A 25638-nucleotide genomic window follows, 5' to 3' on the forward strand; every position below is an offset into this window, starting at 1 on the left:
GCCTCACTCCCGAGAGGGAGGCACTCGGCCGCTCAGGTGACCCACTCGGCCGCTCAGGCTACTCACTCGGCCGGTCACGGGACTCGCTCGGCGGCTCAGGTGACCGCGAGCCGCTGGGCGTACTTCTCCTCCCGCCAGAGCTCCTTGTCCAGCACCTCGGCCAGGACGGCGGCGGCGTCGTACACGTCCACGAACCGGGTGTACAGCGGCGCGAAGCCGAAGCGGAGGATGTCGGGCGCGCGGAAGTCGCCGTGCACGCCCCGGTCGATGAGCGCGCGCATCACCGGGTAGCCGTCGGGGTGGTAGAGGCTGACCTGGCTGCCCCGCTCGGCCGCCTCGCGCGGCGAGGCCAGCTCCAGCGAGTCGCCGACCAGGTCGATGAAGAGCGAGGTCAGCGCGACGCTCTTGGCCCGGACCTGGCGCATCGGCACCCGCTCCCACACGTCGAGCGCCGCCTCCAGCGCCGCGAACGACAGCACGTGCGGAGTGCCGACCGCGAACCTCCTGATCCCCTCGGCCGGCCGGAAGTCCCGCTCGAACGCGAACGGCTCCGCGTGGCCGTGCCAGCCGGACAGGACGTTCTCGGCGGCGGCCTGGTGGCGCGGGTTCACGTAGAGGAAGGCGGGCGCGCCGGGACCGGCGTTGAGGTACTTGTAGGTGCAGCCGACCGCGAAGTCGGCCATCGAGACGTCCACCTCCATGGCGCCGACGCTGTGGCACACGTCCCACACCATCAGCGCTCCCGCCGCGTGCACCCGCTCGGTCACCACGGGCACGTCGTGGCGGGCGCCGGTGCGGTAGTCGACCTCGGACAGCAGCACCACGGCCGCGTCGTCGAACCGTCCCTCGGCGAAGTCGCGGACCTCGTAGCCCAGCGTCCTGGCCAGCCCTTGGACCATGTAGTGGTCGGTGGGGAAGTTCCGTACGTCGGAGACGATCACCCGCCGGTCGGGCCGGAGCCGCGTCGCGGCCGCGACTGCCTGATAGATGGCGATCGAGGTGGTGTTGCCCACCACGACCTGGCCGGGGCCCGCGCCGATGAGCGGGGCCAGCCGGTCGCCCGTGGTGAGCGGCTGGGCGTACCAACCGGCGTGGTTCCACCCGCCGACGAGGTGCCCGCCCCACTCGTCCTCGACGGCCTGCCGGACCCGTTCGGCGGTACGGCGGGGCAGCGCGCCGAGCGAGTTGCCCACCAGGTAGACGACGCCCTCGGGCAGCACGAACTCATCCCTGAAGTCCCGCAGCGGATCCTCGGCGTCCAGCGCGAGGCAGCGGTCGCGATCCAGCACGCGATTACTTCCTTTCTGGGGGAATCGTGGCGATTACCCGGTTGATGCCATTTTCATACTTACGCACGTACCAGTTCTGCACCGGATTGTGGGTCGTGGGGTCGAGCCGGAAGGTGCCACGCGGGCTCGCCAGGTCGCCCACCCGGCCGAGCGCCACGGACAGGTCGCCGCCCAGCGCGGCCGCCCGGTCGATGAGCTGCATGGCGTCCCAGCTCTGCAGCGCCACGGCCGACGGGTTCCGGCCCGTCTTGGCCTTCCAGGTGGCCACGAACGCGGCGTTCTCGGGGGTGGTGAGCGCCGGTGAGTAGAGTCCGACGCTGGTCATCCCCTCGGCGTCGGCCCCGATGGCTTCGAGCACGTCCTCGTCGGCGAGGTTCTGGCAGGCCAACAGGTCGATCTTGGTGTCGTAGCCGAGCTGCTTGAAGGTCTTGGCGAACGTGACCGCCTCGCCGCCCGCGTAGAAGGCGTACAGGAGCTTCGCGTCCGGCGGGATGCGCTTGAAGTAGGGCGTCAGGTCCTCGCTCTTCCCGTACGGAGTGAGGATGCGCTTGAGCGGCTTGACCCCGTAGCCCTCGGTGAAGCCGTCGAGCGTCTCGGTGCCCCCCGAGTAGTCGGAGGCCATCAGCACGACCCCCGCCTTGCCGTAGCGCTCGGCGGCGTACCTGCCCGCCGCGTAGCCGTGCGCGTGGTTGGTGAACGACACCCGGAAGACGCCGGGCCCGCCCAGCTCGTCGGCGCCGGCGTTCGCGATCACCACCGGCGTGCCGGCCGCCTCCTTGACCACCGACACCGCGACCGGTGAGGCGAGCAGACCGGTGATCACGCTCACCCGATCGCGCGCGATGAGCGACCTGGCCTGCTGCTGCCCTTTCTCCGGGTTGCCCGCGTCGTCGGCGACGACCAGCGCGGCCGGTCTGCCGCCCAGCCTGCCACCGTGCTGGTCCAGGTAGAGGCGCATGGCCGCCTCCATGTCGTCGCCGAGCACGGCGTAGACCCCGGTCTGCGAGATGATCGCGCCGACCTTGAGCGTGGGATCCGGCTCCGACTCCAGCGTGGGCGAGACACCGCAGCCCGCCGCCATCAGCACCACCACCAGTCCGAGGAGTGGCCCGCGCACCGGCGCTCCCCTCAGGCCCCGGGCCGGGAAGGACTCGGCAGCGCCCCCGGCTTCAAGACGCCGCGCGGCTTCATGAGGAGAACTTTCATGAGAACACCGCGCGGACCGACCCCAGGCCGTCGACGTGCGCCTCGAAGTCGTCGCCCGGCCCGACCGGCACGATGGGCCCGAGCGAGCCGGTCAGCACCACGTCTCCGGCCCGCAGCGCGTGGTCGGTCCGGCCGACCCGGCTCGCCAGCCAGACGGCCGCGTTGAGCGGATGGCCCAGGCAGGCGGCGCCCGAGCCGGTCGAGACCTCCTGGCCGCCGCGCGTCATCGTCATCGCGGCCCTGCGCAGATCCAGGCCCATCAGGGAGACCGGCGTGTTGCCCAGCACGTACGCGCCCGCGGAGGCGTTGTCGGCGATCGTGTCGGCCAGCGTGATGTCCCAGTCGGCGATGCGGGAGTCCGCGATCTCGATGGCCACCAGCGCGAACTCCACCGCCCTGATCACCTCGGCCGCCGTGAAAGGCCCGCCGACCAGGTCGCGGCCGAACACCAGCGCGACCTCCGCCTCGGCCCGCGGCTGCAGGAACCGCTCCACCGGGATAGGAAGCCCATCGAGGTAGGCCATGTCCGCGAAAAGCATGCCGAAGTCTGGCTCATCGATGCCGAACTGCTTCTGCATCAGCGGGTTGGTGACGCCGACCTTCCTGCCGACCACCCGCCGCCCCGCCTCCAGCGCCCGCCGCGTGTTGATCTCCTGTACGGCGTAGCCCTCGGCCGCGGTGCTGACCATGTCCCTGACGGGAGCGCACGGCTTGCCCGAGCGCACGGCCTCGGCCAACCGGTCGGCCGCGTGGGCACGGGCGTCTACCGCCGCTGACCATTCGTCCTGCATCAGGCTGCTCCTTGGGTAGGCCCTGGAATGTCTCTAGCATCGTCTCCTCCGGCGGCTCCAGGCGCCATGCCGTACATAGCCGATCTGTGCCGCACCGGCCCGTCTTGCTGCACAACCACCCGCGGATGGCCATCCTTGACTCCATGCAGAAGCGCACAGAACGCATCACGGCCCACGACGGCTCATTCGACGTCCACGTCTGGCTGCCCGACAGCGGCAGCGGGCCCGGCATCCTGCTCATCCAGGAGATCTACGGTGTCGGGCCGTACATCGCGAAGGTGGCGGAGGAGCTGGCCGGCCTCGGCTACGTGGTGGCCGCGCCCGACCTGTTCTGGCGGCTCCAGCCCAACTGGATCGGCGAGCACACCCCCGAGGGCACGGCCGCCTCGATCGAGCTGGCCGGGCGCTTCGACGTCCCGCAGGCCGTGGCCGACTGCGCGCTCACCCTCGCCCGGCTGCGCGAACTGCCCGAGGTGAGCGGCGGCTGCGGGGCGCTCGGGTTCTGCCTGGGCGGCTCGCTCGCGTTCATGCTGGCCACCCAGACCGAGCTTGACGCCGTACTGTCCTTCTACGGCTCGGCCGTGCCCGAGGCGGCCGGGTTGATGGAGCGCATCGGCTCGCCCCTGCTGCTGGTGTTCGGCGGCAGCGATCCGTACATCCCGCGCGACCAGGTGGCCACGGTCGAGCAGGTCGCGGCGGGCCGAGCCAACGTGCTCATGCACGTCGAGGAGGAGGCGGGGCACGCCTTCCACAACAGCGAGTCGCCGATGTTCCACCAGCCGGAGCCCGCCGCACGGGCCTGGCAGGTCGCGCTCGCCTTCCTCGCCGACCACCTACCCGCGCGCCCGTAAGAGCCTCCCCGCGCCCGTAAGAGCCTCCCGGCGCGCCTGTTAGGGCCTCCCGGCGCGGCCGTCGGCACCTATCCGGAAGGACAGCTTCCCGTACCACCGGACGGCCGCCATCATGGTCCGATGGCTCGGACGTGGGATTTGTGGGGAACCGTCATTATTGCTGGTACCTTTGCGCTGCCATTGGCCGTACTGGCAATCTTGCTCCTCGCCCGTCACCGCGCCCGAGCGGGCCACCCGGCACCCATGCGCACCGCCCTCGCCGACATCGGAATCGCCGTCGGAACCGCCCCCTGGGTGTGGATGATCCTCACCCCGGCAAGCGGTCAGAGCGGAGTCAGTCTCGTGCCGTTCATGGACCTCGCCGACGTGCTTGGCGCCCCATGGGAGACCGTGTTGGTGCAGGTGGGAGGCAACCTGCTGGTTTTCGCGGCGCTCGGCGCGCTGCTGCCCGTACGCACCGCGCGAATGGCGTCGACGGCCCGCGTCGCCGCCGTCGCGGCCGTCGCCTCGATCACCGTGGAGGCCCTCCAGTACGGCCTGCGGCTGGGCCGCCTCTCCTCCATCGACGACGTGATCGTCAACACCGCGGGAGCCGTCCTAGCCGCGCTGATTACTCGCCGCTGGTGGGCGAGCCGAGTAGTGGCCGGGACCGTTCCAAGATAACGGTCCGCTGAAACCCCACCGACTTCACCACACGGGCATGATTCGCTCAAAAGAAGCTCGCGACCATCCCCCTTATCTGTGCGATCGTGGACAAGACGGGGCAAGTTCTCTGGAGACGCCATACGGGTTGGTGACAGAGGGTGGTCGAACGTGTCTGAAGTCCCGGTATCCCACGAACCCCCGATCTATCGACGCATCGCCGACGGTCTCCGCTCCCGGATCCTGTCCGGCGAACTGCGCGACGGGGATCGGCTACCGGGCGAGAACACGCTCATGGCCGACTACGGGATCGCCCGCGCCACCGCCAGGCAGGCGCTCGCCGTACTGATCAACGAGGGGCTGGCGGTACCCAAGCGAGGCTCGGGGGTCTACGTGCGACTGTTCAAACCGATACGCCGGCACGGCTCACGCCGGCTCTCCCGTGAGCAATGGGGTCAGGGCCGCACCATCTGGGACGCCGACACCCGCGGCCGGCCCTTCACCGTGGACGAGGTGGAGGTGGCGCGCGAGCGGGCGCGCGAGGAGGTCGCGGGCGTCCTCGAAAGCGGCGAGGTGTGGGTACGGCGGCGCCGCTACTCGGTCGACGCCCGGCCGGTGCAGCTGGCCACGTCGTACTTCCCCGCCGGTCTGGTCGAGGGCAGCGCCATCACCGCCCCCGACACCGGACCGGGCGGCGTGTACGCGCGGCTGCGCGATCTCGGCCTGCCACCCGCCCACTTCACCGAGGAAGTGCGCGCCAGGATGCCCGGACCGCGTGAGACCGGGCTGCTCGACCTGCCCGGCGGCACTCCGGTGATCGTGATCACCCGGACCGCCTACACCGCGAACGGCCAGCCCGTCGAGCTCAACGAGATGGTGCTGGACTCGGCGGCGTACGTACTTCAGTACGACTTCGACGCCTAGGTCAAGCAGAAATGTCAAGCGATAGGTTGACCTGTCCCTTGCGATCATTGCCTTCTCTAGAGATGTGACGCAGGCTTCAAGGAGATGGAACCTGCGCGGGTCCCGGAGGGATGATCAGATGTCCTTTGATCGGCATCTAGCCGACATCGCCCGGGAGTTCGCACTGTGGACCATCTGGCGGAGTGACGCCGGCCGTTGGTGGGCCACGCGACATCACCCGCTCAGCTCCGCGCAGCGCGAGGCCGGGTGTGCGATGACCATCGACGCCGACGACCCGGAGAGCCTGCGCGAGCAACTCCGGGACCAGGAGAGCAGGGCCGACGAGCATGAGCCGCGAGCCGGTCCCGCGCCTCCATGACAGCGTCGCGACGGACCGCTCCAGCGGTGCGCCGCGGACGCTCGCGAGCAGCCCGGTGCCGGGTCCAGCGACTCGGCGGCCCCGGCACCGGGCCCCCATAGGGGCCACGATCGCGGAAGCCTCCGACCCGATCGGGGGCGGGGGCTTCCGCCCGTGGGACGTGAAAAGGGTCCCGCCACATCGGGCGGGGCCCTTCGAGTTCGCCGGGCATCCGTTCTACTGCTCCCCGTAGGGATCCCAGATCGTCTTCTTCCCCCCCGAAGGGGGCACCCCCAAAGGGACGCCAGCCACAACAGACCGGCCTCTTCCCCTCCCCCGAAGGGGGTATCCCACAATGGGGCCCCAGCCACCACGGGCCGTCACACCGATCGAGACGGTCGCGTGACGGACCGTGGTCAACCCACCAGCACCGGCTAGCGGCGGACGTCCGAGAGGCGGCCGATGATGTCGACGTCCGTGTCGTCGGAGACGGGTCGCTCGACCTCCGCCGTCCGCTCGGCCGGGTTGTCCTCGACGATGACCCGCACCTCATCCTGCGGAGTCGGCGTCGGCACGTGCTCCGGCTCCTGGACCTCCTGGAACTCCTGCACCTGGTCGACCTGGTGGGTCGCCTCAGGGTCGTCCTCCTGCGGAGCGACCTCCAGAGCGGCGGGCTCGGGCGCGGTGGGCGGCTCGATGACGAGCGGGCCCGCCTTGCCCTCGGTCTGCATGAGGTCACCCAGCACGGAGCTGATCTCGGTCAGCCTCCGTACGACCTCCGTGTGCGTGTTGCTCAGGTATTCGACGCGACGCCCCGCGTTCTCGTCGAGCGAGTCGGCCCGCTGCTGCGCCGACGCCAGCGTCGACTCGGCCTCGGCGCGAGCGCTCGCGAGCGTCCGCTCGGCCTCCGCGCTCGCGGACCCGACAAGCTGCTCGGCCTCCTGCTTGGCCGAGGTGAGCACGCTGTCGGCCTCGGCCCGCGCCTCGCGCAGGGTGTCCTCGGCTTCGGTACGGGCGCTGGTCAGCTTCTCCTCGGCGTCGGCACCCGCCTGGGCCAGCATGCGCTCGGCGGCCGCCGTCGCCTCGCCCACGCGCCGCTCCGCCTCCGACTGAGCGGAGGTGAGCATGTTGTCCGACGTCTCACGTGCCGAAGAGACCAGCCGGTCGGCCTCCGACTTGGCGGCGTCACGCACGCTGACGGCCTCGGCCTCCGCGTCCTCCTTCTTGGCGGCGGCCTCCTCCTCGCCCAGCCGGAGGATCTGCGCCAGCCTGGGGCTGAGGTCCTCGTAGCTCTGCGGCGCCTCCACCATGCGCCGCCTGGCCTCCGCCAGCTCGACACGGCCTTGTTCGGCCTGGTCGATCGCCCGCGCCAGTCGCTCTTCCAGATCTCGGACTTGGTTACGGGTACGGATCATGTAGTCGTGCACCTGACGGCGGTTGTAGCCGCGCATCACGACTTCGAAGGTGTCCTCTTGCATCAGATCGGGAATGCTCTCGTGCTGGTTTGTCATGGGGGTTACCTAAGGGTTTGCGTGAGGCGGGGGAAACCGGCGGCTTGTAAGGGTCTGGCGGCGAGACGTCAGGAATCGACTTTCCTGCCATCTGCCCACGTCCGCAACCGGAACACCAGACCTGGGCCGGGAATTACGATGTGACGGGTGTACATCGCAGCATTGGACAACGGAGCAGTCCCGGACATTCATCCCGAGGCGTACATCGCGCCAGGCGCCGTCGTGGTGGGCAGGGTTCGGGTGGGCCGGGCGTCCAGCATCTGGTACGGCTCCGTTCTCCGGGGTGACGACGAGCGGATAGAGATCGGCGAGGAGTGCAACGTACAGGATCTGTGTTGCCTCCATTCTGACCCAGGCGAGCCGGCGGTCCTGGAGCACCGGGTCAGTCTCGGCCACAAAGCCATGGTGCACGGCGCCCATGTCGAGGCCGGTGCGCTGATCGGCATCGGCGCCATCGTGCTCGGCGGGGCCCGCGTCGGCGCGGGCACCCTGGTCGCGGCCGGCGCCCTGATCGGTCCGGGCAAGAAGATCCCGGCCGGGGTGCTGGTCGCCGGGGTGCCGGGGAAGATCGTGCGCGAGCTCACCGACGACGACCGGGCGAGCTTCGCCCGCACGCCGGACAACTACCAGGCCAAGGCGCTCAGGCACCGGACGGCGTCAGCACTTTGATCAGGACGTCGTCCGGCACCGAGGCGGTGTTGAGCGCGTCCGCGTAGTCGGGCAGCTCAGGCCGGAGGAACCGGACGAAATCAACGGTCATCTTGACATCGGGGATGCCCTTGACCTGCTGGGCGTTGCCCTTGGCGGCGTCCTTCTTGAGGGCGTTGTAGCTGTTCCAGTCGGTGTAGGCGGTCATGCCCCACTGCAGCACCTCGGGCAGCTCCGCCGGCCACCGCTGGCCGACCTTCCAGGCACCACCGTCCTCCTTGTACAGGGCCACCGCGGCGGTCCCGACCCTGGCCAGGACGAGCTCCACCCAGCCGGACTTGACCTTGACCTCCTTCGGCGCGGAACTTCCGTTCCTGGTGTACGTCATCTCCAGTTGGCCGCTCGTGTCGGCCGTGCCGGTGGTCAACGACAGCCAGTTCGCGCTCCCGGACGAATTGGGCACCCTGGCCATCAGGCCGCCGAGCGAGAACTTCCGCGTGGGCGTGGCGCCCTTCTTGCCCTCGACCTTGAGCCGCGCGTGCATGACGATGTTCCCGGCGAGCTCCTGGTAGACGAACGGGCCCCGGAAGCCGTCGAACCAGGCGGAAACCTTGGGCTCCAAGTACAGCGAGCCCTTGGTGGTCGTACTGATATCGAGTTTGGCGATCCGATCGAGGTCCTTTTCGGTGTCGCTCAGCTTGCTCCACACCGACAGATTCTTGGCGGTGTCGAACTCGTCCGACGCCGAGCCCACCTCTCCGCCGGGCTTGGGGGGTAAGGCCTCCTTCAGGGTCAGGACGCCGGGGCCGGTGGGGGACGGCTGCACCGAGGTGGCCGTACCGCACCCGGCGAGCACACCCACGACCGACAGAACCCCTACTAGCGTTGCCCTCATAGCGGACATTCTGCCGGGTAAAGCCCGTTGTTGATTCAGATCGGACCAGTACGATGGCCGCCGTGCGGTCCTGGAATGCGTTCACCGCCGTCGAGGCGACGGTCCGCGCGATGGTCGCCGACCCGCGCTGGCCGGGGCTCCCCGTGCCCGATCGCGCCCAGGTGATAGCGACCAGAGCCCTCGTGACGCCCGAAGGGGACCGGTGGCTGTTCGGGGCGTACGCGCGCTGGTACCTGCACGACCCCGCCGACGGCCGCTGGCACCTGTCGCCGCCGCCCAGAGACGCGCGTACGCGCGACGCCCGGCACCCCGCCGCGGTGCTGCCCGTCCGGGTGATCCCCCGAGGGCCGGACTTCGCCGCCGAGCCGGGCTCCACGCAGGCGTTCGTCGGCCCTGACGTGCCCGCCGGGCTCACCGATCAGATCCGGCGGCTGCTGCGGGCCGAGGAACGCCGGTCGGAGCGCGACTATCCGTTGAGCGCCTTCGACGCGATCTTCGCCAGAGACGTGCCGAGCACGGTCGCCGCGATCTGGGGCACGATCATGTGGTGCGCGTACGCGCCCGCCTTCGACGGCAACGAGCGGCTCATCACGGCCTTCGGCGAATACCTGCGGCGGCCGCTGCCCGGTGACGAGTGGGTGCGCTGGCTGCCCGCGCCACCGCTGCTCGACCTCGTCACGCTCGTCTCCGAGCGGCTGCGCGCCGGGCACTCCCGCGCCGCGCTCCGGCTGGCCGCCACGATGGCCGACACGGCCCAGATCCTGCTGTCCGACCCCCGCTTCAGGCCGCGCGCGCTGGCGCTGCTCACGATGGTGGAGCCCACGCTCCGGCAGCCGCACCTCGACGACCGCGCGGCCCTGCGCGACGACCACGCGGTACGGCAGGCGTGGCTCGACCGGCTGCCGGAGCGGCTGGGCCGGGCGGCGCTGGTGGAGACCGACCCCGAGACGCACTTCCGCCACACGGTCTACGACCTGCTGGAGGCGCTGGATTTCACCACCGAGCCGTCCCGGGCGGCGGCGGCCTTCCTGGCGGACCTCTCCGACTCGCGGGGGCTGCTTCCCGGGTTCCTGGACCATCGGTTGCGGCGGGCGTACGAGGAGCTCGCCCGGGCGGGGCTGACGAGCACCTCGGCGGCGGAGACCACCCAGCCCGAGGGTTTCCCCACGCAGGCGCCGTTGCCCTATCCGTGGCGCGCCGGGCCGCCGGAGACGGGCGCCTACGCGGCTGTACCGAGGACGGGCGCGCACGCCGTACCCGAGACAGGGGCGCACGCCCTGCCAAGTATGGGCGCCCATGCCATGCCCGAGACGGGAGCCCACGCTCTCCCCAGAACGGGCGCACACGCCGTACCCGAGACGGGAGCCCACGCCCTGCCAGGAACGGGCGCGCACGCCATGCCCGAGACAGGGGCCCATGCGCTCCCTGGAACGGGCACACACGGCGCGCAGGGGGCGCAGGGCTTCGGTGTGCCGCGGGCGTCTGAGGCGGAGCGGCCCGTGCGGGAGGGGCCGCGGGCGTCAGGGTCCGGCGTCGAGCCGCCCGATCGGGCGGCCGCGGCGGCCGTGCTGGGGGCCGCGTACGCCGTCGGGCTGGCGTGGGGCCGGGTCACGGGGGCGCGGGTGCCGGAGCGCGGGTTCGCGGGAGCGGCGGCGCTCGTCCACCGCTTGATCCCCGAACGCGATGACTTGCCCTTCTAAACCACTAATACCGATATTTCACCCTAACCCCGCCTATATCGTTCTAAGACTTGAGGCAACGCTCCATTAGCTGAATTGTGATCTCGGATTGGGGAAATGATCCCCGTGGGGCCCAGGGGGCGTTGAAAGGAATGACTCCGATGGGCCATGTCGCCGGAAGGGCCCCCGCCGTAACCTCGTAGAGGGTGTGGGCTGCGGAAGGAAGGACGACGCGGTGGGGCACGACGACCTGGACTCTCGGGTCCACGACCGTGTCGCGTTGGACGAGATTGCGCTCTACGCCGAGGTGCTCACCGCCGTCGCTATCAGCGAGCGGCGGCTGACCTTGGACGAGCTCGACGACGCGCTCGGATTGCGGACTTCGGCGAGCCGCTGAAGACCATCACTAATGACCTAGTCCCGGATCCCGCGGGGTCCGGGACGGTCGTTTTTGGGGATGGTTCACCACGGCACAACATGACTAGTCAGTTGAGCCCGCCGTCTCCTACGAACGGACGAGACGCGCGATCGCCGCTGACGCCTCTTTGACTTTCGCCTCCGCCTCGGGCCCGCCGGTGTTGATGGCGTCGGCCACGCAGTGCGAGATGTGCTCCTCAAGCAGCCCGAGAGCCACCGCCTGCAACGCCCGCGTCGCCGCGGACACCTGGGTCAGCACATCGATGCAGTAGGCATCATCGTCGACCATGCGCTGCAGGCCCCTGATCTGCCCCTCGATGCGCCTGAGCCGCGTCAGATATGCCTGCTTGTCTCCGCTGTACCCATGCATGCTCCTAAGGTACCCGGAAGCGGAATCGCTCAGCGGAGGTCGCTGATCAGTTTCTCCCACTGTTCGCCCACTCCAGTCGCCTCGTGCCGGATGGCCGTCTCCAGCGCGCCCGCCGCGAGCGAGCGGCGCCGGCGCTCGTCGTCGATCAGCGCGAGCAGCGCGGCCGCGAACATCTCCAGACCGCCGTCGGCCGACGGCACCAGCACCCCGTTGTAGCCGGTGGCCACGAACTCGTTAGGCCCCCTGGCGCCGTCGAAGGCCACCACCGGCACCCCGCAGCCCATGGCCTCCAGCACGGTCATGCCGAGATCGGCGGTGCTCGAAGTGTTGGCCACGATCGACGCCTTGGCGAACTCGCCCGCCAGGTCCGGAGTGACGCCCATGAAATAGACGTGATTGTGCAGGTCGAGTTCGCGGACGAGAGCGCGCAGCCGCCGCTCCTCGGGGCCACCGCCGTACAGTCGCAGCTGCCAGTCCGGCCGCTTGTCGGCGATGGTGGCGAACGCCCGGATCAGCCTGTCGTACGCCTTGACGGGCTCCCAGCTGCCGCCCGCCGCGACGATGCGGTTGTCCATCCGCGAGCGCGGCCACGGGCCGTCGGGCAGGGCGTCCGGTACGGCGTGTACGGGCGTCCCCTCACCCAGCAGGCTGCCCCACTCCTCCTGCGCGCTCTCCGTGGCTGTGACGACCGCGTCGAGACGCGGATAGAAGCGTTTGACGGGTCCGGGTATCGCCGGGTTCGTCCACTCCCTGGCGAGCTTCAGCGTCTCCCGTGGCGCGTGCCTGGCCGCCTGGACGCTCAACCCCGGCCGGGTGGTGATGAGGACATCGGTCTTGAGGCCGCGCAGCACCCGCCAGAGCGCCACCTCGGTGCGTACCTGTCCCCTCGGCAGCAGGTGCCTGACGCCGGGCCGGACGTCGACCACGGGGCGCAGAGCCACCTTCGGGCTGACGGGGAAGAACGGCTTGTCCTTGTGCCGCCTGAGGCTGATCACCTCGACGTCATGCTGGCGGTCGGCAAGGGCGGTGGCGAGGTTGAGGGTGGAGCGCACCTCGCCGCGCATGGAGTACGCGGACGAGACGACGATGCTGACCTTCACCGGCCCACCTCGATCCGCAGCTCGTCCTCGGCGGTGTAGGCGGGTCGGACGGCCACCCCGTCCACCCTGGCGGACGGGTAGTGCAGCCGGCGACGCTTGCCGTCGATGTCGTCGAGCCGAGCGCCCAGAGCCATGGGCGTCGACACCCCTTCGACCTCCAGTGACGGCTCCCAGACGCCCGAGGACTCCGGATCGGCCTCGACGACGTCGACCAGGGAGAAGGCGGCGTGGAAGCGCACCCCCTGCACGGTGGCCACCGTGCGGATGGTCGTACCGGCGGGCTGCTCGCGCTGGAGCGCCAGCCTGGCCTCGTGGCGCGAGTCGTCGTCCTCCAGGCCGGTGTAGGCGAGCAGGCCCATCACCTCGAACCGGCCCTCTCTGAACCAGATCGAGCGCACCTCCGCCGCCGGCTCGGCGTCGGCGATCTTCAGCGCCAGGAACCCGTTACGGGTGCGATAGGAGCGATAGGCGAGAGTCCGCTTGCACAGGGCGTAGGCGTCGAGGTGGTCGAGCGAGAAGCCCGGGTCGATGCTGCGCAGCCGCGAACGTTTGCCGTCGCGGCGCAGGTAGGCGTCCCAGCGGCCGGGGCTGAGCATCAGCGGCGCCAGCGACACCGCCAGGCTGGCCTCCCGCGTCCTGGCCCCCGGTGTACCGAGCAACACGTCCCGCTCGACCCCCGTCGTACGGTGCCTGAGCACGAGCTCTGTGCCTTCCCTCAGCGGCTCCTCGATCGCGAGTCGCAGGGAGAGCACGTCGGCGAGCGTGACTTCCGCGTCTGTGACGACGACGCGCATCACGAGCCCCCTCCCCGTCGAATGAAGCCATGCGACGTTGAGGTTACCGTGATTTTCCCGTTATGTGGATGGCAGTTTTCCGCCACTTGGGCCCCCTGACGTGCGGAACTCCTCTACAAGCGCTGTAGAGGAGTCCGACATTCCCCCGTCAGGAGCCGCTTTTAACCGATTTGATCAGGAGCTGGGCCACGTCCACGACCTCGAGGGACTCCTTCGCCTCGCCGGTGTTCTTCTTCTCGTTGATGGCGTCGCCGAGCATCACCATGCAGAACGGGCAGGCGGTGGAGACGGTGTCAGGATTCGTGGTCAGCGCCTCGTCGACCCGCTCGGTGTTGATGCGCTTGCCGATGCGCTCTTCCATCCACATCCGGGCACCGCCGGCGCCGCAGCAGAAACCGCGGTCCTTGTGCCGGTGCATCTCCTGAGTCTGCACACCGGGCACCTTCGACATGATGTCGCGGGGCTGGGAGTAGACCTTGTTGTGACGGCCGAGGAAGCAGGGGTCGTGGTAGGTGATCTTCTCCTCGATCGGCGTGATCGGGGTGAGAAGGCCCTCGTCGACCAGCTTGGCCAGCAGTTGCGTGTGGTGTACGACCTCGTAGGTGCCGCCGAGCTGCGGATATTCGTTGGCCAGGGTGTTGAAGCAGTGGGGGCAGGTGGCGACGATCTTCTTGACGCCCGCCTCGTTGAGCGTCTCGATGTTCTGCTGGGCGAGCATGTTGAACAGGTATTCCATGCCCAGGCGGCGGGCCGGGTCGCCGGTGCACGCCTCCATCGGGCCGAGCACGGCGAACTTCACGCCCGCGATGTGCAGCAGCTCCGCGACCGCCTTGGTGGTCTTCTTGGCCCGGTCTTCCAGCGCGCCCGCGCAGCCGACCCAGAACAGGTATTCGGCGTCCTCGGGCATCTTGTCCTCGACCAGCTCGACCTCGAAGTCGAGCTCGGAGATCCAGTCGGCCCGCTTCATCTCGGACATGCCCCAGGGGTTGCCCTTGTTCTCCAGGTTCTTGACCATCACCCCCGCCTCCGACGGGAACGACGACTCCACCATCACCTGGTAGCGGCGCATGTCGAGAATGTGGTCGATGTGCTCGATGTCGACCGGGCACTGCTCGACGCAGGCGCCGCAGTTCGTACAGGACCACAAGACGTCCGGGTGAATCACGCCCTCCTCGCCGACCAGCGGCTTGTTCAGCAGCGCCAGTACGTCGGTGTCGGCGTGCTCGGTGGAGGCGGCCATCAGGTAGGGGGCCACCTTGAAGGCGTGGTCGCGCTGGTCGAGGATGAGCATCTTCGGCGACAGCGGCTTGTCGGTGTTCCACGCGGGGCACTGCGACTGGCAGCGGCCGCACTCGGTGCAGCTGTAGAAGTCGAGGAAGCCCTTCCAGGTGGTGTCGCCGATCTTGCCCCGGCCGAGCCGCTCCGGGTCCAGGTCCTCGTCCTCGAAGTCCACGGGCTTGCCGTCGACGCGCAGCTCGGGCGCGCCGCCCAGGCCGTCGGGGCGGCGGGAGAACAGCACGTTCAGCGGCGCCGTGAAGATGTGCAGATGCTTGCTGTGCACCACGATGACCAGGAACACCAGCATGAAGCCGATGTGCAGGAGCAGCGCGATCTCCTCCAGCAGCGAGCTGGCCGGCAGGATCTTGCCCAGTGCCAGCGACGCGAAGGCGCCCGAGGAGTAGGGGAAGTTGCCGTTGGCCGCCGCCGCGCCACGGGCCAGGAACAGCGTCCAGATGATGTTGAAGATCATGAACAGGACGAGCCAGGCGCCCCCGAGGTGGGAGCCGGAGAAGCGGGATTTGCGGCCGAGCGTCTTGGGGGAGTTCTTGATCCGGATGGCGGCGAAGGTGATCAGGCCGAGCAGGCAGGCCACCGCGATGAAGTCCTGCAGGAAGCCGAGCACCGCCCAGGTGCCGATGAGCGGGATGTGGAAGTCGGGCTCACCGGTGATCGCGCCCTGGATGATGGCGCCGTACGCCTCGATGTAGACGGTCAGCAGGATGAAGAACGCCCACATCACGAAGAAGTGCGCCACGCCGGACGGTGTCCACTTGAGCAGCTTCTTCTGCCCGAACACCTCCACCAGCTGAGCCTTCAGCTCATCGGCCGCGTGCGTCTTCGCGTACTCGATCCGTTCGGGCGCGGGCGGGCCCACTGTGGCGAGTTTGTACAGGAACAGGGTCCTGCGGCCCGCCACGGCGACCGCCAGGACGGTCATGACGAGCCCGATGATGGCCACCCAGAGCACGGGACCTCCCACTGACGATGTTGGCTGCCAGCGTACGGTTACGTCACCGGCCAGGCACTTCCGGAATCCTACCGACTGGTAACCTTATGACCGGTGGCGCGCCCAGAACAATGCTCTACCCCGTCAAGTAGCGCTGTATCGTCGGGGCCAGTAGTTCGACCAGTTCCTCGGGATCGGCGCTCGCCAGCGGCTCCAGCTTGAGCACGTAACGGCCCATGACGACGCCGAAGATCTGCCCGAAGGCGGCCTCGATCCGCAGGGGCGGCACCTCGAGCCGGTCGGCGACCCGGAAGAGCAGGGCGTTGGTGATGAACTCCCGGAACATCATTTCAGCCTGCTGGTTCGTCATGGCCGACCGGATCAGCGCGATCATCGGCTCACGCGTCTCAGGCTGAGCCGTCACCGTCAGGAGCAGCCGGACGAGCCGCTCCCCGATCTCCTCGCGCGGCCCGTCGAGCAGCACCGGCACGACCTGTTCGGGACTGACCGGCAGCCGCATCGCCGCCGCGAACATGCCTTCCTTGGTGTCGAAGTAGTGGTGCACCAGAGCGGGATCGACCTTGGCCTCCCTGGCGATGCCGCGCACGGTCGCCTTGTCGAACCCCTTCTCAGCGAAGACCCGCCGGGCCGCGGCGAGAATCTCCCCCCGCGTATCCGCCGCCCCCGGCCGCCTACCCGGTCGACGCTTCGCTGTGTTCATTGCCTCGCTCCGCTCGGCGGGCTCGGTCGCCTCACGCCGCCGTCTTCCCCCGTCGCCCTGGTCGCTTCGCTCCCGACGCTCCTCCTCCAGACGACGGCGCTCCCTCGCCGGCTCGGTGGTCACCTGCCGACCACCAGATAGACGCGCATCGGCACGTGCATGACGCCCTCTGCGAAGACCTTGCGCAGCTCCGTCCGCTGGCGCGCGACGAGTTCGTCGGCGGCCTCCGGGGACAGCGCCGCCATGTAGGAATGCGAGCGGAGATCCAGCAGGAAGTCCTCGATGCCGATCAGCCTGGTCCAGGCGATCCAGCGCTCCTCGACCACGTCCAGGGCGGCGGCGATGGGCGGCACGGACCACTCCTCCAGCGCCTGGCCCCAGTAGGTCGGGCACGCCTCCGCCAGACGTACCTCATAGGCGGCCAGCCAGTCGGCCTGGGCGGCGTGGGCGAAGTTCCAGCAGCCCACGATGGCCCCTTCGGGCCGCAGCACCCGCCTGGCCTCGGCGATCGAGACCACCGGGTCGAGCCAGTGCCAGGACTGGGCGTAGGTCACCAGATCGGCCACCCCGTCCGTCAGCGGCAGCGCGTTGCCATCGGCCAGCACCGCGACCGTGCCGCCGTCCTCGACCTTCGAGTGCAGGCGGGCCAGCATCTCCGCGCCCGCGTCCACCGCGATCACCCGTGAGCCCCGGGCCCGCAGCGCGCGCGTCAGGATGCCGGTGCCGGCGCCCACGTCGACCGCCATCGCACCAGCGAACTCGACGCCGGACACCTCCGACAGCGCGTGGTACATCTCGTCCGGGTATGTCGGCCGGGCCGCGTCGTAGGCGTCGGCGACGCTGTCGAACACCTTGCCCAGTTTCCTCATCGGTCCGACGCTCATCGGGCGGCTGCCAGGTAGAGGCGGGCGAAGGCGAGGGCCTCGGCCAGATCGTCGATCCGCTCCGTACGGCTGGCCGCCTTGCGGGTGTTGATCTCCAGCACGACCAGACCGCCGTAGCCGGACTTGGCCAGCCGTTCCAGCATGGGCGCGCACGGCTGGTTGCCCCGGCCGGGTACGAGGTGCTCGTCCTTGTTCGTCACACCGAGGCCGTCGGCCAGGTGCAGATGCGCGAGACGGTCGCCGAGCTTGGTGGCCATCTCCATGGCGTCGGTGCCCGAGACGGCCGTGTGCGACAGGTCGAGCGTGACGTGCGGGAAGTCGTAGTCGGTCGGGTTCCAGTCGGGCGAGTAGGGGACCACGTCGTTGCCCCTGGCCTTGAGCGGGAACATGTTCTCCACCGCGAACGTGACCCCGGTCTCCTCACGCATGCGGGCCAGCCCGGCCTCGAAGTCGCGCGCGTATTCGCGCTGCCAGCGAAACGGTGGATGCACCACGACCGTCGAGGCGCCCAATCGTTCGGCCGCCTTCTGGGCCTTGACCAGCTTGGCCCAGGGATCGCGGCCCCAGACGCGCTGCGTGACGAGCAGACAGGGGGCGTGGATGGCCAGCACGGGGAGTTCGTAATGCTCCGAGAGCCGCTCGATCACGTCGATGTCCTGGCTCACGGGATCGGCGCCGACCATGATCTCGACCCCGTCGTAACCCAGGCGCGCGGCCAGCTCGAACGCGTCGGGGGTGCGTTCTGGATATACCGAAGCGGTGGACAATGCGATCTTCGCACTGGGCACTCGGATGACGTCAGCCACGTTGCCAGCCTAAGCCGGTGACGCCGATCTGGCGCGCGAGCCCTACGGTTGGACCATGCCACGGATCGCCAAAGGCGCCCTCCCCAGCCCCAACATCTGGAACTCTCCCCAGGTCTACGAGCTGGAGAATCGCGCCGTCGACCCTGACGGCGCCGCCAACGCGGCGATGCGCGCCCTGCGCTCCTGGGACGGCGCCACGGTGCTCGACATCGGCTGCGGCACCGGCTACCACCTACCGGTCTTCGCGGCCGAGGCGGCGAAGGTGATCGGCGTCGAGCCCCACGGCGACCTGGTCGCGCTCGCCCGCCGCCGCTGCGCCACGCTCCCCTCCGTCGAGATCCACGCCGCCACCGCGCAGGCCCTGCCGCTGCCCGAGGCGTCCGTGGACGTCGCGGTGGCGCGGTGGGCCTACTTCTTCGGCCCCGGCTGCGAGCCCGGCTTACGGGAGCTCTCCAGGGTCGTACGGCGGGGCGGCACGGCCTTCGTCATCGACCTGGACGCCACCCGTGGGGCCTTCGGCAGGTGGTTCCAGCGCACGGTGCCCACCTACTCCGCCAGAGCGGTGGAGTCCTTCTGGGACCGCCACGGGTGGCAGCGGCAGCCACTCGACCTACGGATGGCCTTCTCCCGCCGCGCCGACCTGGAGGCGGTGCTACGCATCGAGTTCACCCCCGAGGTGGCCGCCCAGGCGATCGCGGAGACACCCGGCCTCGAACTGCCCTACCCGAACGTGCTGCGCTGGCGCTCGTACTGATCAGTGCGGCGCCCACGAACCTCCGCCGGGTGCCCGTCCTTCCGCTCCCCGGAGGGGGCGTCCCTCCCCCAGGGACCTCAGCCACCACCGGCCGCCCGCTTCCGCTCCCCCGGAGGGGGTATCCCTCCAAAAGGACACCAACCACCACAGACCGCCACAGGGACCAGGGCGGTCGTGTGACGAACCCACCTGGGGGCCACCGCACCAAGACCGCTTGACATTGACGTCAGTGTCAACGTTTACCGTGGAGGCATGCGCATCGGAGAGCTGGCCGAACGGACCGGGGTGAGCACCCGATCACTCCGCTACTACGAGGAGCACGGCCTGCTCACGGCCAGACGCGGTTCCAACGGCTACCGCGACTACGCGGAGGAGGACATCAAGCTGGTGTCCGAGATCCGGGCGCTGCTGTCCGTGGGATTCACGCTGGAGGACACGCGGCCCTTCGTCGACTGCCTGCGCTCCGGCCACAGCACGGGCGGCTCCTGCAGCGAGTCGGTCGCCGTCTATCATCGCAAGCTGGCCCAGATCGACGACGAGATCCGCGTCCTGCTCGCCCGCCGCGCCGAGGTCGCCGCCCAGTTGGGCGCGGCGTGCCCTGGTTGCGTTCTTAGAGGAGAGAAATGATCGAGCTGAACACCGCGAACTTCGAGGAGAAGGTCCTCAAGAGCGACCAGCCGGTGCTCGTCGACTTCTGGGCCGAATGGTGCGGACCATGCCGCATGGTCGCCCCCGTACTCGCGGAGATCGAGGCCGAGCACGGTCTGACCATCGGCAAGCTCAACAGCGATGAGAACCCTGAGATCTCGGCCCGCTACGGCGTCATGGGCCTGCCCACGATGCTGCTGTTCGAGAACGGGCAGCCGGTCAAGCAGGTCGTCGGGGCCAAGCCGAAGCGCATGATCGAGGCCGAACTGGGCCTGGCCTGACCGCCCGCACCTGGTGAAGGGCCGCCCGCGCTTGGCGAGGGACCGCCCGCACCTAGTGAAAGACCGCCCGTACCTCGTGAAGATTGTCGGCGCGGCCCGCTAGCCTGCTCCGCATGGTCAAGTCTGCGCAGAAGCCCGGATACCGCTGCGCCGAGTGCGGGTGGCGCACCACGAAGTGGGTGGGCCGGTGCGGCGAGTGCCAGGCGTGGGGCACGGTCGATGAAGACGGCGCGCGCGCCGGGGTGCACGTCGTCCAGGCCGGCGCGACGACCGCGCCGGCGATACCGATCGGCCAGGTCAAGGCCGAGATGGCGGCCGCGCGCACGACCGGGGTGAGCGAGCTCGACCGGGTGCTCGGCGGTGGGCTGGTGCCCGGGGCGGTGGTGCTGCTGGCCGGCGAGCCCGGCATCGGCAAGTCGACGCTGCTGCTCGAAGCGGCCGCCCGGATCGCCGAGCGCGACACCGTGCTGTACGTCACGGGCGAGGAGTCGGCGGCCCAGGTCCGCTTGCGGGCCGACCGCATCGGCGCCATCCGCGACCACCTCTATCTCGCGGCGGAGACCGAGCTGTCGGCGCTGGTCGCGCACGTCGACAAGGTCCAGCCCAAGCTGCTGGTCGTCGACTCGGTGCAGACGGTCGGCTCCGCGCAGGCCACCGGCGTGCCGGGCGGGGTGACGCAGGTGCGTGAGGTGGCCGCCAATCTCGTACGGCTGGCCAAGGAGCGCAACATGGCCACCGTGCTCGTCGGCCACGTCACCAAGGAAGGCTCGATCGCCGGTCCGCGCACCCTTGAGCACCTGGTCGACGTCGTGCTCAACTTCGAGGGCGACCGCCACTCCCGGCTGCGGATGGTCCGCGCGATCAAGAACCGGTTCGGCCCCACCGAGGAGGTCGGCTGCTTCGACCTGCACGAGCGCGGCATCGAGGGCATCACCGACCCGAGCGGGCTGTTCGTCTCGCGGCGCAGCCAGCCGGTGCCGGGCACCTGCGTGACGGTCACGGTCGAGGGCACCCGGCCGCTGCCGGCCGAGGTGCAGGCCCTGGTCGCCCGCACCGAGGCGCAGCAGCCCAGACGCAGCTCCTCGGGGCTCGACACCTATCGGGTGCAGATGATCCTGGCCGTCCTCGAACGCCGGCTCAACGCCAAGCTGGGGGGCTGCGACGTGTTCACCGCGACCGTCGGCGGCATCAAGCTGTCCGACCCGGCCATCGATCTGTCGGTGATGCTGGCGGTGGCCAGCGCGGCCGGTGACAAGCCGCTGCCGGCCGGTCTGGTGGCCATGGGTGAGGTGGGGCTGTCCGGCGAGTTGCGCCCGGTGAAGGACGTCCGGCGACGGCTGAGCGAGGCCGCCAGGCTGGGGTTCAAGCGCGGGCTGGTGCCCGCCGGCTCCCTTGATCAAGGCACCGGCCGCCGCAACGGGCAACGGGATGGGCAGCGGTCACTGGTGCCCGTCGGACCAGTGGCGTTCGCGGCGGGCTTCGAGGTGGTCGAGGTGGAGAACGTCTGGGACGCACTCACGCACGTCACATAGCGCGGCTAAGCTTGGCTTGACTATTTCGACACGGGGGTCAGGTGCCAAACGACAGGAGTCTCGACGACCGCCGTCGCGAAGCCCTGGCCTCCGTGGCCCCGGGCACACCACTGCGCGACGGCTTGGAGCGGATCCTGCGCGGTCAGACCGGCGGCCTGATCGTGCTCGGCTACAACAAAGTGGTCGAAGAGGTGTCCAGCGGCGGATTCGAGCTCGACGTCGAGTTCTCCGCCACGCGGCTGCGCGAGCTGGCCAAGATGGACGGCGCGATCGTCGTGGGCAACGGCCAGCGGATCGTCCGCGCCGCCGTGCACCTGGTGCCCGACCCCGGCATCCCGACCGACGAGTCGGGCACCCGCCACCGCACCGCGCAGCGGGTCGCCCGCCAGACCGGCCTGCCGATCATCGCGATCAGCAAGTCGATGCGGATCATCGCCCTCTACCTCGACGGCATCCGCTACGTGCTGGAGGAGTCGGCGGCCATCCTGTCGAAGGCCAACCAGGCCCTCGCCACGCTCGAACGCTACAAGCACCGCCTCGACGAGGTCTCCGGCACGCTGTCGGCCCTGGAGATCGAAGACCTGGTGACGGTCCGTGACGTGGCCGCCGTCGCCCAGCGCCTGGAGATGGTCAGGCGCATCTCCGACGAGATCAAGGGCTACGTGGTCGAGCTCGGCACCGACGGTCGGCTCCTGTCGCTGCAGCTCGACGAGCTGGTGGCGGGCGTCGACTCCGAGCGCGAGCTGGTCGTCCGCGACTACCTCCCGGCCCCCGCCGGCCGCCGACACCGGCGCCTCGCGGAGGCCATGCACGACCTCGACCAGCTCTCGGGCGAGGAGCTGCTCGACCTCTCGACGGTCGCCCACGTGCTGGGACACAGCGGCGACGAGACGCTCGACAGCCCGGTCAGCCCGCGCGGGTTCCGCCTCCTGGCCAAGGTGCCCCGCCTGCCCGCCACCGTGGTCGATCGGCTGGTCAACCACTTCGGCGGGCTGCAGAAGCTGCTGGCGGCCAGCATCGACGACCTCCAGGCGGTGGGCGGCGTCGGCGAGTCCCGGGCACGCAGCGTCCGCGAGGGCCTCTCCCGCCTCGCGGAATCCTCCATCCTCGAGCGCTACGTCTGACACGCCCGGCGCACGACATCAGACGCGCCCGGAACGCAACGCCCGTACATCAGACGCGTCCAGAACGCAACGCCCGTATGTCCCACACGCCCGCAGCGCAACGTCCGTACGTCTGACGCGTCTGGAGCGATCCCCGTGCGGCCGTGCTCGGTGGGGCACTCCTCAGCGGAGGTGGAAGACGCCCATCTGGCTTTTGAGCTTGCCCATGCGCACCACGGCCACGTAGGTCCCCGGCAGGGCGGCCGGCGGGTCCGTACGGCAGTCGCTGCTGGAGCGGCGCCGGTTCCAGTCGAGCGAGCGCACCCACGGAACCCCGCGCTGCAACTGCTTGATCTCGGTCGCCTCACCACTCACACAGTCGGAGGTCGACCAGATCCGATCCTCCCCGGAGGTGATGCGCACCTCCATGGAGCGCGGACCCACATCGGCCAAGCACATGACGGGGCCGGTGTTGACCAGGCTGATGAGGAAGCTGGGCTGGGCGCCCGCCGCGTAGACGTCCTGCTTGCCCTGCATGCTGAGCACCAGGTCGGCCTCGGTGCAGGGCTCGCCAGGCCGCTTGGGCCGGGTCATGGGCGTGAGCGTGACCTTGCTGGGGCTGGGTGCGGGCGACACCGACACCGACGCCGTGGGGGTGGCCGTGCCCATGGTGAGGGTGCGCAGGCCGTCGAGCAGCGGATCCGTCGAGGGCGACGCGCTCGTGGAGGTCTGCGCGCTGGAGGAACGCTGCGGCCCACTCCCCCCGCTGGAACACGCCCAAGCGACAACCGCCACCACGACGAGAACCGCTACCAGCACGCTCATGCGCCGTCGCCAGTAGACGTCTCCGCTGCCGTCACCCATCGTATCCGGATCCATACTCACAGCATGGTAATCCATTGGCCACGGAGGGTGACGACACGCCGCTGGTCGCCATCTCGGCATAGCCTAGGGCGCGTGGTTGAGCCGAACCTCCTACACGTCCCCGTTCTGGAGTGGTACGAGGACAACGCCCGAGACCTCCCGTGGCGTACCCCCGACGCGACACCCTGGGGTGTGCTCGTCAGCGAGATCATGCTGCAGCAGACCCCGGTCGTCCGCGTCCTGCCCATCTGGCACGAGTGGATGGACCGCTGGCCCACCCCGAAGGCCCTGGCGGCCGAGCTCCCCGGCGAGGCCGTACGCCACTGGGGCAGGCTCGGCTACCCGCGCCGGGCGTTGCGGCTGCACGCGTGCGCTAAGGCCATCACCGAGGAGCACGGCGGCGAGGTGCCGTCAGACCACGCGACCCTGCTGGCGCTGCCCGGCATCGGTGAGTACACCGCCGCCGCGGTCGCCAGCTTCGCGTACGGCGGGCGGCACGCGGTCCTCGACACCAACGTCCGGCGCGTGTTCGCGAGGGCGGTACGGGCCGAGGAGTACCCGCCGACGGCCACCTCCGCCGCCGAGCGCCGTCTGGCCGAGACCCTCCTGCCCGAACTCGGCGCCGCCCGCTGGGGCGTGGCCGTCATGGAGCTCGGCGCCCTGGTCTGTACGGCTCGCACGCCGCGCTGCGCCGACTGCCCGATCGCCCAGCTGTGCGCGTGGCGCCTGGCCGGCAAACCACCGCATGCCGGGCCCGCTCGCAAGGGTCAGACGTACGCGGGGACGGACCGGCAGTGCCGGGGCCGCCTGCTGGCCGTACTGCGCGCCGCCCACGGCCCGGTGCCCAAGGCGGCGCTCGACGTGGTGTGGGACAACCCGGTGCAACGGGAGCGCGCCCTGGACGGCCTGATCACGGACGGCCTCGCCGAACACCTCGACGACGGCACCTACCGCCTGCCCCACTCCTGACCGGCCCATCCGGCCCCGCCGCCTGGGGGGATCGGACCGCGGGACCACGAGACGGTGGCGCGCCTCTGGCAACGGTTCCATCGGCGCCACGAACCAGGGCGCATAGGGCCCGCGTGCGGTCCAGCGGTCCACAGGTCACATGCGTTGCGCATAGGGCCCGCGTGCGGCGCAGCGGTCCACGGGTCACATGCCGGAGGCGTGGACAGCGAACCCACGGCGGGACCATGCCGTCGGCGGGCACCCGGCCGGGGGCTACGCGGCGAGTTGCAGGCCCAGACCGGTCAGGCTGGTGCGGGCCCAGTCGAGCTGTTCGGCCAGCAGGGACACCAGCGCCCCCGGCCCCTTGGCGCGGCCCGGCACCGCCAGGTTGTGCGTCTCGACCTCGATGTGGGCGCTCCCGCTCACGGCCCCCGATAGCATCGCCGCCATCGTGTCGTACAGCACCGCGCCCGTGCTGGGCGTATCCCCCGTGTGGTTGTGCACGTGCCCCAGCTTGACCACCGGCGCGCCCGCGGCGGCCAGGCCCCGCAGTGCCGCGCCGGGCTCCTCGTCGCCGCAGGTCAGGTGGCAGGCGTCGAGGCAGACGCCCAGGTGCTCGGAGTCGATCCCGCACACCCGCTCCAGCGCCTGCTCCGTCGTCTCCAGCACGCAGCCGGGCCAGGGCTCGAAGCCGACACGGATGGTCTTGCCGGTGACGCTGTAGATGCCGCGCAGCTCCCTGGCCAGCCGTTCGAGCCGCCGGGTGGCGATGGCGTGCAGGTCGGCGGGCCAGTCGTGGCGCCAGCCGATCGGGATGGTGGAGATGCTGCCGAAGCGTACGTCGTCGGGCAGCAGGAACGCGAGGATCTTGGCCAGCGCCATCGTGTAGCGGTAGCGCTCCGGCTTGGCCCAGTCGGGGCCGGGCACCTCCAGGTTGCGCCCGCCGGTGCCGTTGAGGCTCACCACCTCCAGGCCGCGCTCCTCCAGCGACCTGCGCAGCCGTACGAGCTCGATGCGGTCGGCCGTCAGGTGGTCGGCCACGCCGGGCGAGAGCCACAGCCCGACGCCCATGCGCTCGACCCCGAGCCGCTTGCGCACCGGCACCGCGTAGCGGGTCAGGTGGGCGATCAGGTTCTCCAGGTCCTCCGCCGGGTGTACGCCTGCGTTGTAGGCGAGGTGCACCAGCGTTCCGTCTTGGTGACGCAGACGCATTTAATCCTCCACGGCTTGCATGGTCGTTCCCGTCGCCCGCCTTGGGGATCATGCGGACCTGTCGAGCATGCCTGCTGCCGGGGGGCGCACGCGTCCGCCCTGAGTTGATTCCGTAGTACTCCCCAGGGAGCAGCCCTCACCCTGAAAACGCCGCCTTGGGGACGACTTGGGCGAGACTTGGCATTGCTCTACGCAGTGTAGTAC

The 25638-nt window shown here is 70.0% G+C and carries 26 protein-coding genes; 12 read left to right on the forward strand and 14 right to left on the reverse strand.

Features of this window, described 5'->3' with window-relative positions; all coding sequences use genetic code 11:
- Positions 1 to 95 precede the first annotated feature (95 nt).
- The 3 genes from kynU to ACIBO2_RS17165 all read right to left on the reverse strand — a co-directional run bounded on the left by kynU (position 96) and on the right by ACIBO2_RS17165 (position 3286).
- Positions 96 to 1289 carry a kynureninase gene (gene kynU, locus ACIBO2_RS17155; protein WP_358533477.1) on the reverse strand — a complete coding sequence of 398 codons (1194 nt, stop codon included), beginning with the start codon at positions 1287 to 1289 and terminating at the stop codon, positions 96 to 98.
- 4 nt (positions 1290 to 1293) lie between these two features.
- Complete coding sequence (locus ACIBO2_RS17160; protein ID WP_397297813.1) at positions 1294 to 2406, reverse strand: ABC transporter substrate-binding protein; 1113 nt, start codon at positions 2404 to 2406, stop codon at positions 1294 to 1296.
- A gap of 85 nt (positions 2407 to 2491) precedes the next feature.
- Entirely contained in the window at positions 2492 to 3286 is a 795-nt protein-coding gene (locus ACIBO2_RS17165; protein ID WP_397297815.1) for a 2-keto-4-pentenoate hydratase, read from the reverse strand.
- Between the two features lie 143 nt (positions 3287 to 3429).
- On the opposite strand from ACIBO2_RS17165, the gene ACIBO2_RS17170 reads away from it, so the two are divergent.
- From ACIBO2_RS17170 to ACIBO2_RS17185, 4 genes are all read left to right on the forward strand, one after another.
- Positions 3430 to 4137 carry a dienelactone hydrolase family protein gene (locus ACIBO2_RS17170; RefSeq protein ID WP_358533487.1) on the forward strand — a complete coding sequence of 236 codons (708 nt, stop codon included), beginning with the start codon at positions 3430 to 3432 and terminating at the stop codon, positions 4135 to 4137.
- Between the two features lie 243 nt (positions 4138 to 4380).
- Positions 4381 to 4800: a VanZ family protein gene (locus tag ACIBO2_RS17175; RefSeq protein ID WP_358533489.1), complete on the forward strand. Its 420-nt coding sequence runs from the start codon at positions 4381 to 4383 to the stop codon at positions 4798 to 4800.
- Positions 4801 to 4950: 150 nt separating this feature from the next.
- Complete coding sequence (locus tag ACIBO2_RS17180) at positions 4951 to 5703, forward strand: GntR family transcriptional regulator (RefSeq protein WP_225293238.1); 753 nt, start codon at positions 4951 to 4953, stop codon at positions 5701 to 5703.
- A 118-nt stretch (positions 5704 to 5821) separates the two neighbouring features.
- A complete protein-coding gene (locus ACIBO2_RS17185; RefSeq protein ID WP_358533493.1) occupies positions 5822 to 6061 on the forward strand; it encodes a hypothetical protein in 240 nt (79 codons plus the stop codon).
- Between the two features lie 413 nt (positions 6062 to 6474).
- On the opposite strand, the gene ACIBO2_RS17190 is transcribed toward ACIBO2_RS17185, so the two are convergent.
- Complete coding sequence (locus ACIBO2_RS17190) at positions 6475 to 7551, reverse strand: hypothetical protein (RefSeq protein WP_358533495.1); 1077 nt, start codon at positions 7549 to 7551, stop codon at positions 6475 to 6477.
- Between the two features lie 147 nt (positions 7552 to 7698).
- Here ACIBO2_RS17190 and ACIBO2_RS17195 point away from each other — a divergent pair, with 147 nt between their 5' ends.
- The gene (locus ACIBO2_RS17195) at positions 7699 to 8220 is read left to right on the forward strand and encodes a gamma carbonic anhydrase family protein (protein WP_357938848.1); all 522 of its coding nucleotides are present in this window, start codon (positions 7699 to 7701) and stop codon (positions 8218 to 8220) included.
- On the opposite strand, the gene ACIBO2_RS17200 is transcribed toward ACIBO2_RS17195, so the two are convergent.
- On the reverse strand, positions 8192 to 9094 hold the full coding sequence (locus ACIBO2_RS17200) for a hypothetical protein (protein WP_358533498.1): 903 nt from the start codon (positions 9092 to 9094) through the stop codon (positions 8192 to 8194). The genes ACIBO2_RS17195 and ACIBO2_RS17200 overlap by 29 nt on opposite strands.
- 62 nt (positions 9095 to 9156) lie before the next feature.
- On the opposite strand from ACIBO2_RS17200, the gene ACIBO2_RS17205 reads away from it, so the two are divergent.
- Positions 9157 to 10794, forward strand: a complete 1638-nt coding sequence (locus tag ACIBO2_RS17205; protein ID WP_397297820.1) for a hypothetical protein — start codon at positions 9157 to 9159, stop codon at positions 10792 to 10794.
- Positions 10795 to 11278: 484 nt separating this feature from the next.
- Here the strand turns inward: ACIBO2_RS17205 and ACIBO2_RS17210 are convergent, their stop codons facing one another.
- From ACIBO2_RS17210 to ACIBO2_RS17240, 7 genes are all read right to left on the reverse strand, one after another.
- Complete coding sequence (locus tag ACIBO2_RS17210) at positions 11279 to 11560, reverse strand: metal-sensitive transcriptional regulator (protein WP_080044376.1); 282 nt, start codon at positions 11558 to 11560, stop codon at positions 11279 to 11281.
- 29 nt (positions 11561 to 11589) lie between these two features.
- On the reverse strand, positions 11590 to 12660 hold the full coding sequence (locus ACIBO2_RS17215; protein ID WP_358533504.1) for a glycosyltransferase: 1071 nt from the start codon (positions 12658 to 12660) through the stop codon (positions 11590 to 11592).
- The gene (locus ACIBO2_RS17220) at positions 12657 to 13454 is read right to left on the reverse strand and encodes a hypothetical protein (RefSeq protein WP_358533507.1); all 798 of its coding nucleotides are present in this window, start codon (positions 13452 to 13454) and stop codon (positions 12657 to 12659) included. The genes ACIBO2_RS17215 and ACIBO2_RS17220 overlap by 4 nt, the downstream gene beginning before the upstream one ends.
- A gap of 148 nt (positions 13455 to 13602) precedes the next feature.
- On the reverse strand, positions 13603 to 15702 hold the full coding sequence (locus tag ACIBO2_RS17225; protein ID WP_397297823.1) for a (Fe-S)-binding protein: 2100 nt from the start codon (positions 15700 to 15702) through the stop codon (positions 13603 to 13605).
- A 115-nt stretch (positions 15703 to 15817) separates the two neighbouring features.
- A complete protein-coding gene (locus ACIBO2_RS17230) occupies positions 15818 to 16402 on the reverse strand; it encodes a TetR family transcriptional regulator (RefSeq protein ID WP_358533509.1) in 585 nt (194 codons plus the stop codon).
- A gap of 119 nt (positions 16403 to 16521) precedes the next feature.
- Positions 16522 to 17271, reverse strand: coding sequence for a class I SAM-dependent methyltransferase (locus ACIBO2_RS17235; RefSeq protein WP_358533511.1), 750 nt, complete (start codon positions 17269 to 17271; stop codon positions 16522 to 16524).
- 11 nt (positions 17272 to 17282) lie between these two features.
- Complete coding sequence (locus tag ACIBO2_RS17240; RefSeq protein WP_357938832.1) at positions 17283 to 18092, reverse strand: sugar phosphate isomerase/epimerase; 810 nt, start codon at positions 18090 to 18092, stop codon at positions 17283 to 17285.
- Between the two features lie 55 nt (positions 18093 to 18147).
- Here ACIBO2_RS17240 and ACIBO2_RS17245 point away from each other — a divergent pair, with 55 nt between their 5' ends.
- The 5 genes from ACIBO2_RS17245 (at position 18148) to disA (ending at position 22431) form a co-directional block, all read left to right on the forward strand.
- Entirely contained in the window at positions 18148 to 18846 is a 699-nt protein-coding gene (locus ACIBO2_RS17245; protein ID WP_397297826.1) for a class I SAM-dependent methyltransferase, read from the forward strand.
- Positions 18847 to 19098: 252 nt separating this feature from the next.
- Positions 19099 to 19473, forward strand: coding sequence for a MerR family transcriptional regulator (locus tag ACIBO2_RS17250; protein WP_358533517.1), 375 nt, complete (start codon positions 19099 to 19101; stop codon positions 19471 to 19473).
- The gene (gene trxA, locus ACIBO2_RS17255; protein WP_357653951.1) at positions 19470 to 19775 is read left to right on the forward strand and encodes a thioredoxin; all 306 of its coding nucleotides are present in this window, start codon (positions 19470 to 19472) and stop codon (positions 19773 to 19775) included. The genes ACIBO2_RS17250 and trxA overlap by 4 nt, the downstream gene beginning before the upstream one ends.
- Before the next feature lie 113 nt (positions 19776 to 19888).
- Entirely contained in the window at positions 19889 to 21307 is a 1419-nt protein-coding gene (gene radA, locus ACIBO2_RS17260) for a DNA repair protein RadA (protein ID WP_397297829.1), read from the forward strand.
- 41 nt (positions 21308 to 21348) lie between these two features.
- Positions 21349 to 22431, forward strand: a complete 1083-nt coding sequence (disA, locus tag ACIBO2_RS17265; RefSeq protein WP_357938822.1) for a DNA integrity scanning diadenylate cyclase DisA — start codon at positions 21349 to 21351, stop codon at positions 22429 to 22431.
- Between the two features lie 162 nt (positions 22432 to 22593).
- Here the strand turns inward: disA and ACIBO2_RS17270 are convergent, their stop codons facing one another.
- Positions 22594 to 23289 carry a hypothetical protein gene (locus tag ACIBO2_RS17270; protein ID WP_358533522.1) on the reverse strand — a complete coding sequence of 232 codons (696 nt, stop codon included), beginning with the start codon at positions 23287 to 23289 and terminating at the stop codon, positions 22594 to 22596.
- 78 nt (positions 23290 to 23367) lie between these two features.
- Between ACIBO2_RS17270 and ACIBO2_RS17275 the strand changes: the two genes are divergently transcribed.
- Positions 23368 to 24243: an A/G-specific adenine glycosylase gene (locus ACIBO2_RS17275; protein ID WP_397297832.1), complete on the forward strand. Its 876-nt coding sequence runs from the start codon at positions 23368 to 23370 to the stop codon at positions 24241 to 24243.
- Positions 24244 to 24495: 252 nt separating this feature from the next.
- On the opposite strand, the gene ACIBO2_RS17280 is transcribed toward ACIBO2_RS17275, so the two are convergent.
- Positions 24496 to 25434: a TIM barrel protein gene (locus ACIBO2_RS17280; RefSeq protein WP_358533527.1), complete on the reverse strand. Its 939-nt coding sequence runs from the start codon at positions 25432 to 25434 to the stop codon at positions 24496 to 24498.
- Between the last annotated feature and the right edge of the window lie 204 nt (positions 25435 to 25638).

This window comes from Nonomuraea sp. NPDC050022, from assembly GCF_044460705.1.
Classification (GTDB): Bacteria; Actinomycetota; Actinomycetes; order Streptosporangiales; family Streptosporangiaceae; genus Nonomuraea.

Coding starts and splice junctions, on each gene's coding strand:
- radA (WP_397297829.1), top strand. CDS start 19,889: ATGGTCAAGTCTGCGCAGAAGCCCGGATACCGCTGCGCCGAGTGCGGG.
- ACIBO2_RS17210 (WP_080044376.1), bottom strand. CDS start 11,560: ATGCATGGGTACAGCGGAGACAAGCAGGCATATCTGACGCGGCTCAGG.
- ACIBO2_RS17200 (WP_358533498.1), bottom strand. CDS start 9,094: ATGAGGGCAACGCTAGTAGGGGTTCTGTCGGTCGTGGGTGTGCTCGCC.
- ACIBO2_RS17165 (WP_397297815.1), bottom strand. CDS start 3,286: ATGCAGGACGAATGGTCAGCGGCGGTAGACGCCCGTGCCCACGCGGCC.
- ACIBO2_RS17280 (WP_358533527.1), bottom strand. CDS start 25,434: ATGCGTCTGCGTCACCAAGACGGAACGCTGGTGCACCTCGCCTACAAC.
- ACIBO2_RS17190 (WP_358533495.1), bottom strand. CDS start 7,551: ATGACAAACCAGCACGAGAGCATTCCCGATCTGATGCAAGAGGACACC.
- ACIBO2_RS17270 (WP_358533522.1), bottom strand. CDS start 23,289: ATGGATCCGGATACGATGGGTGACGGCAGCGGAGACGTCTACTGGCGA.
- ACIBO2_RS17235 (WP_358533511.1), bottom strand. CDS start 17,271: ATGAGGAAACTGGGCAAGGTGTTCGACAGCGTCGCCGACGCCTACGAC.
- ACIBO2_RS17250 (WP_358533517.1), top strand. CDS start 19,099: ATGCGCATCGGAGAGCTGGCCGAACGGACCGGGGTGAGCACCCGATCA.
- trxA (WP_357653951.1), top strand. CDS start 19,470: ATGATCGAGCTGAACACCGCGAACTTCGAGGAGAAGGTCCTCAAGAGC.
- ACIBO2_RS17170 (WP_358533487.1), top strand. CDS start 3,430: ATGCAGAAGCGCACAGAACGCATCACGGCCCACGACGGCTCATTCGAC.
- ACIBO2_RS17175 (WP_358533489.1), top strand. CDS start 4,381: ATGCGCACCGCCCTCGCCGACATCGGAATCGCCGTCGGAACCGCCCCC.
- ACIBO2_RS17185 (WP_358533493.1), top strand. CDS start 5,822: ATGTCCTTTGATCGGCATCTAGCCGACATCGCCCGGGAGTTCGCACTG.
- ACIBO2_RS17245 (WP_397297826.1), top strand. CDS start 18,148: ATGCCACGGATCGCCAAAGGCGCCCTCCCCAGCCCCAACATCTGGAAC.
- ACIBO2_RS17220 (WP_358533507.1), bottom strand. CDS start 13,454: ATGCGCGTCGTCGTCACAGACGCGGAAGTCACGCTCGCCGACGTGCTC.
- ACIBO2_RS17230 (WP_358533509.1), bottom strand. CDS start 16,402: ATGAACACAGCGAAGCGTCGACCGGGTAGGCGGCCGGGGGCGGCGGAT.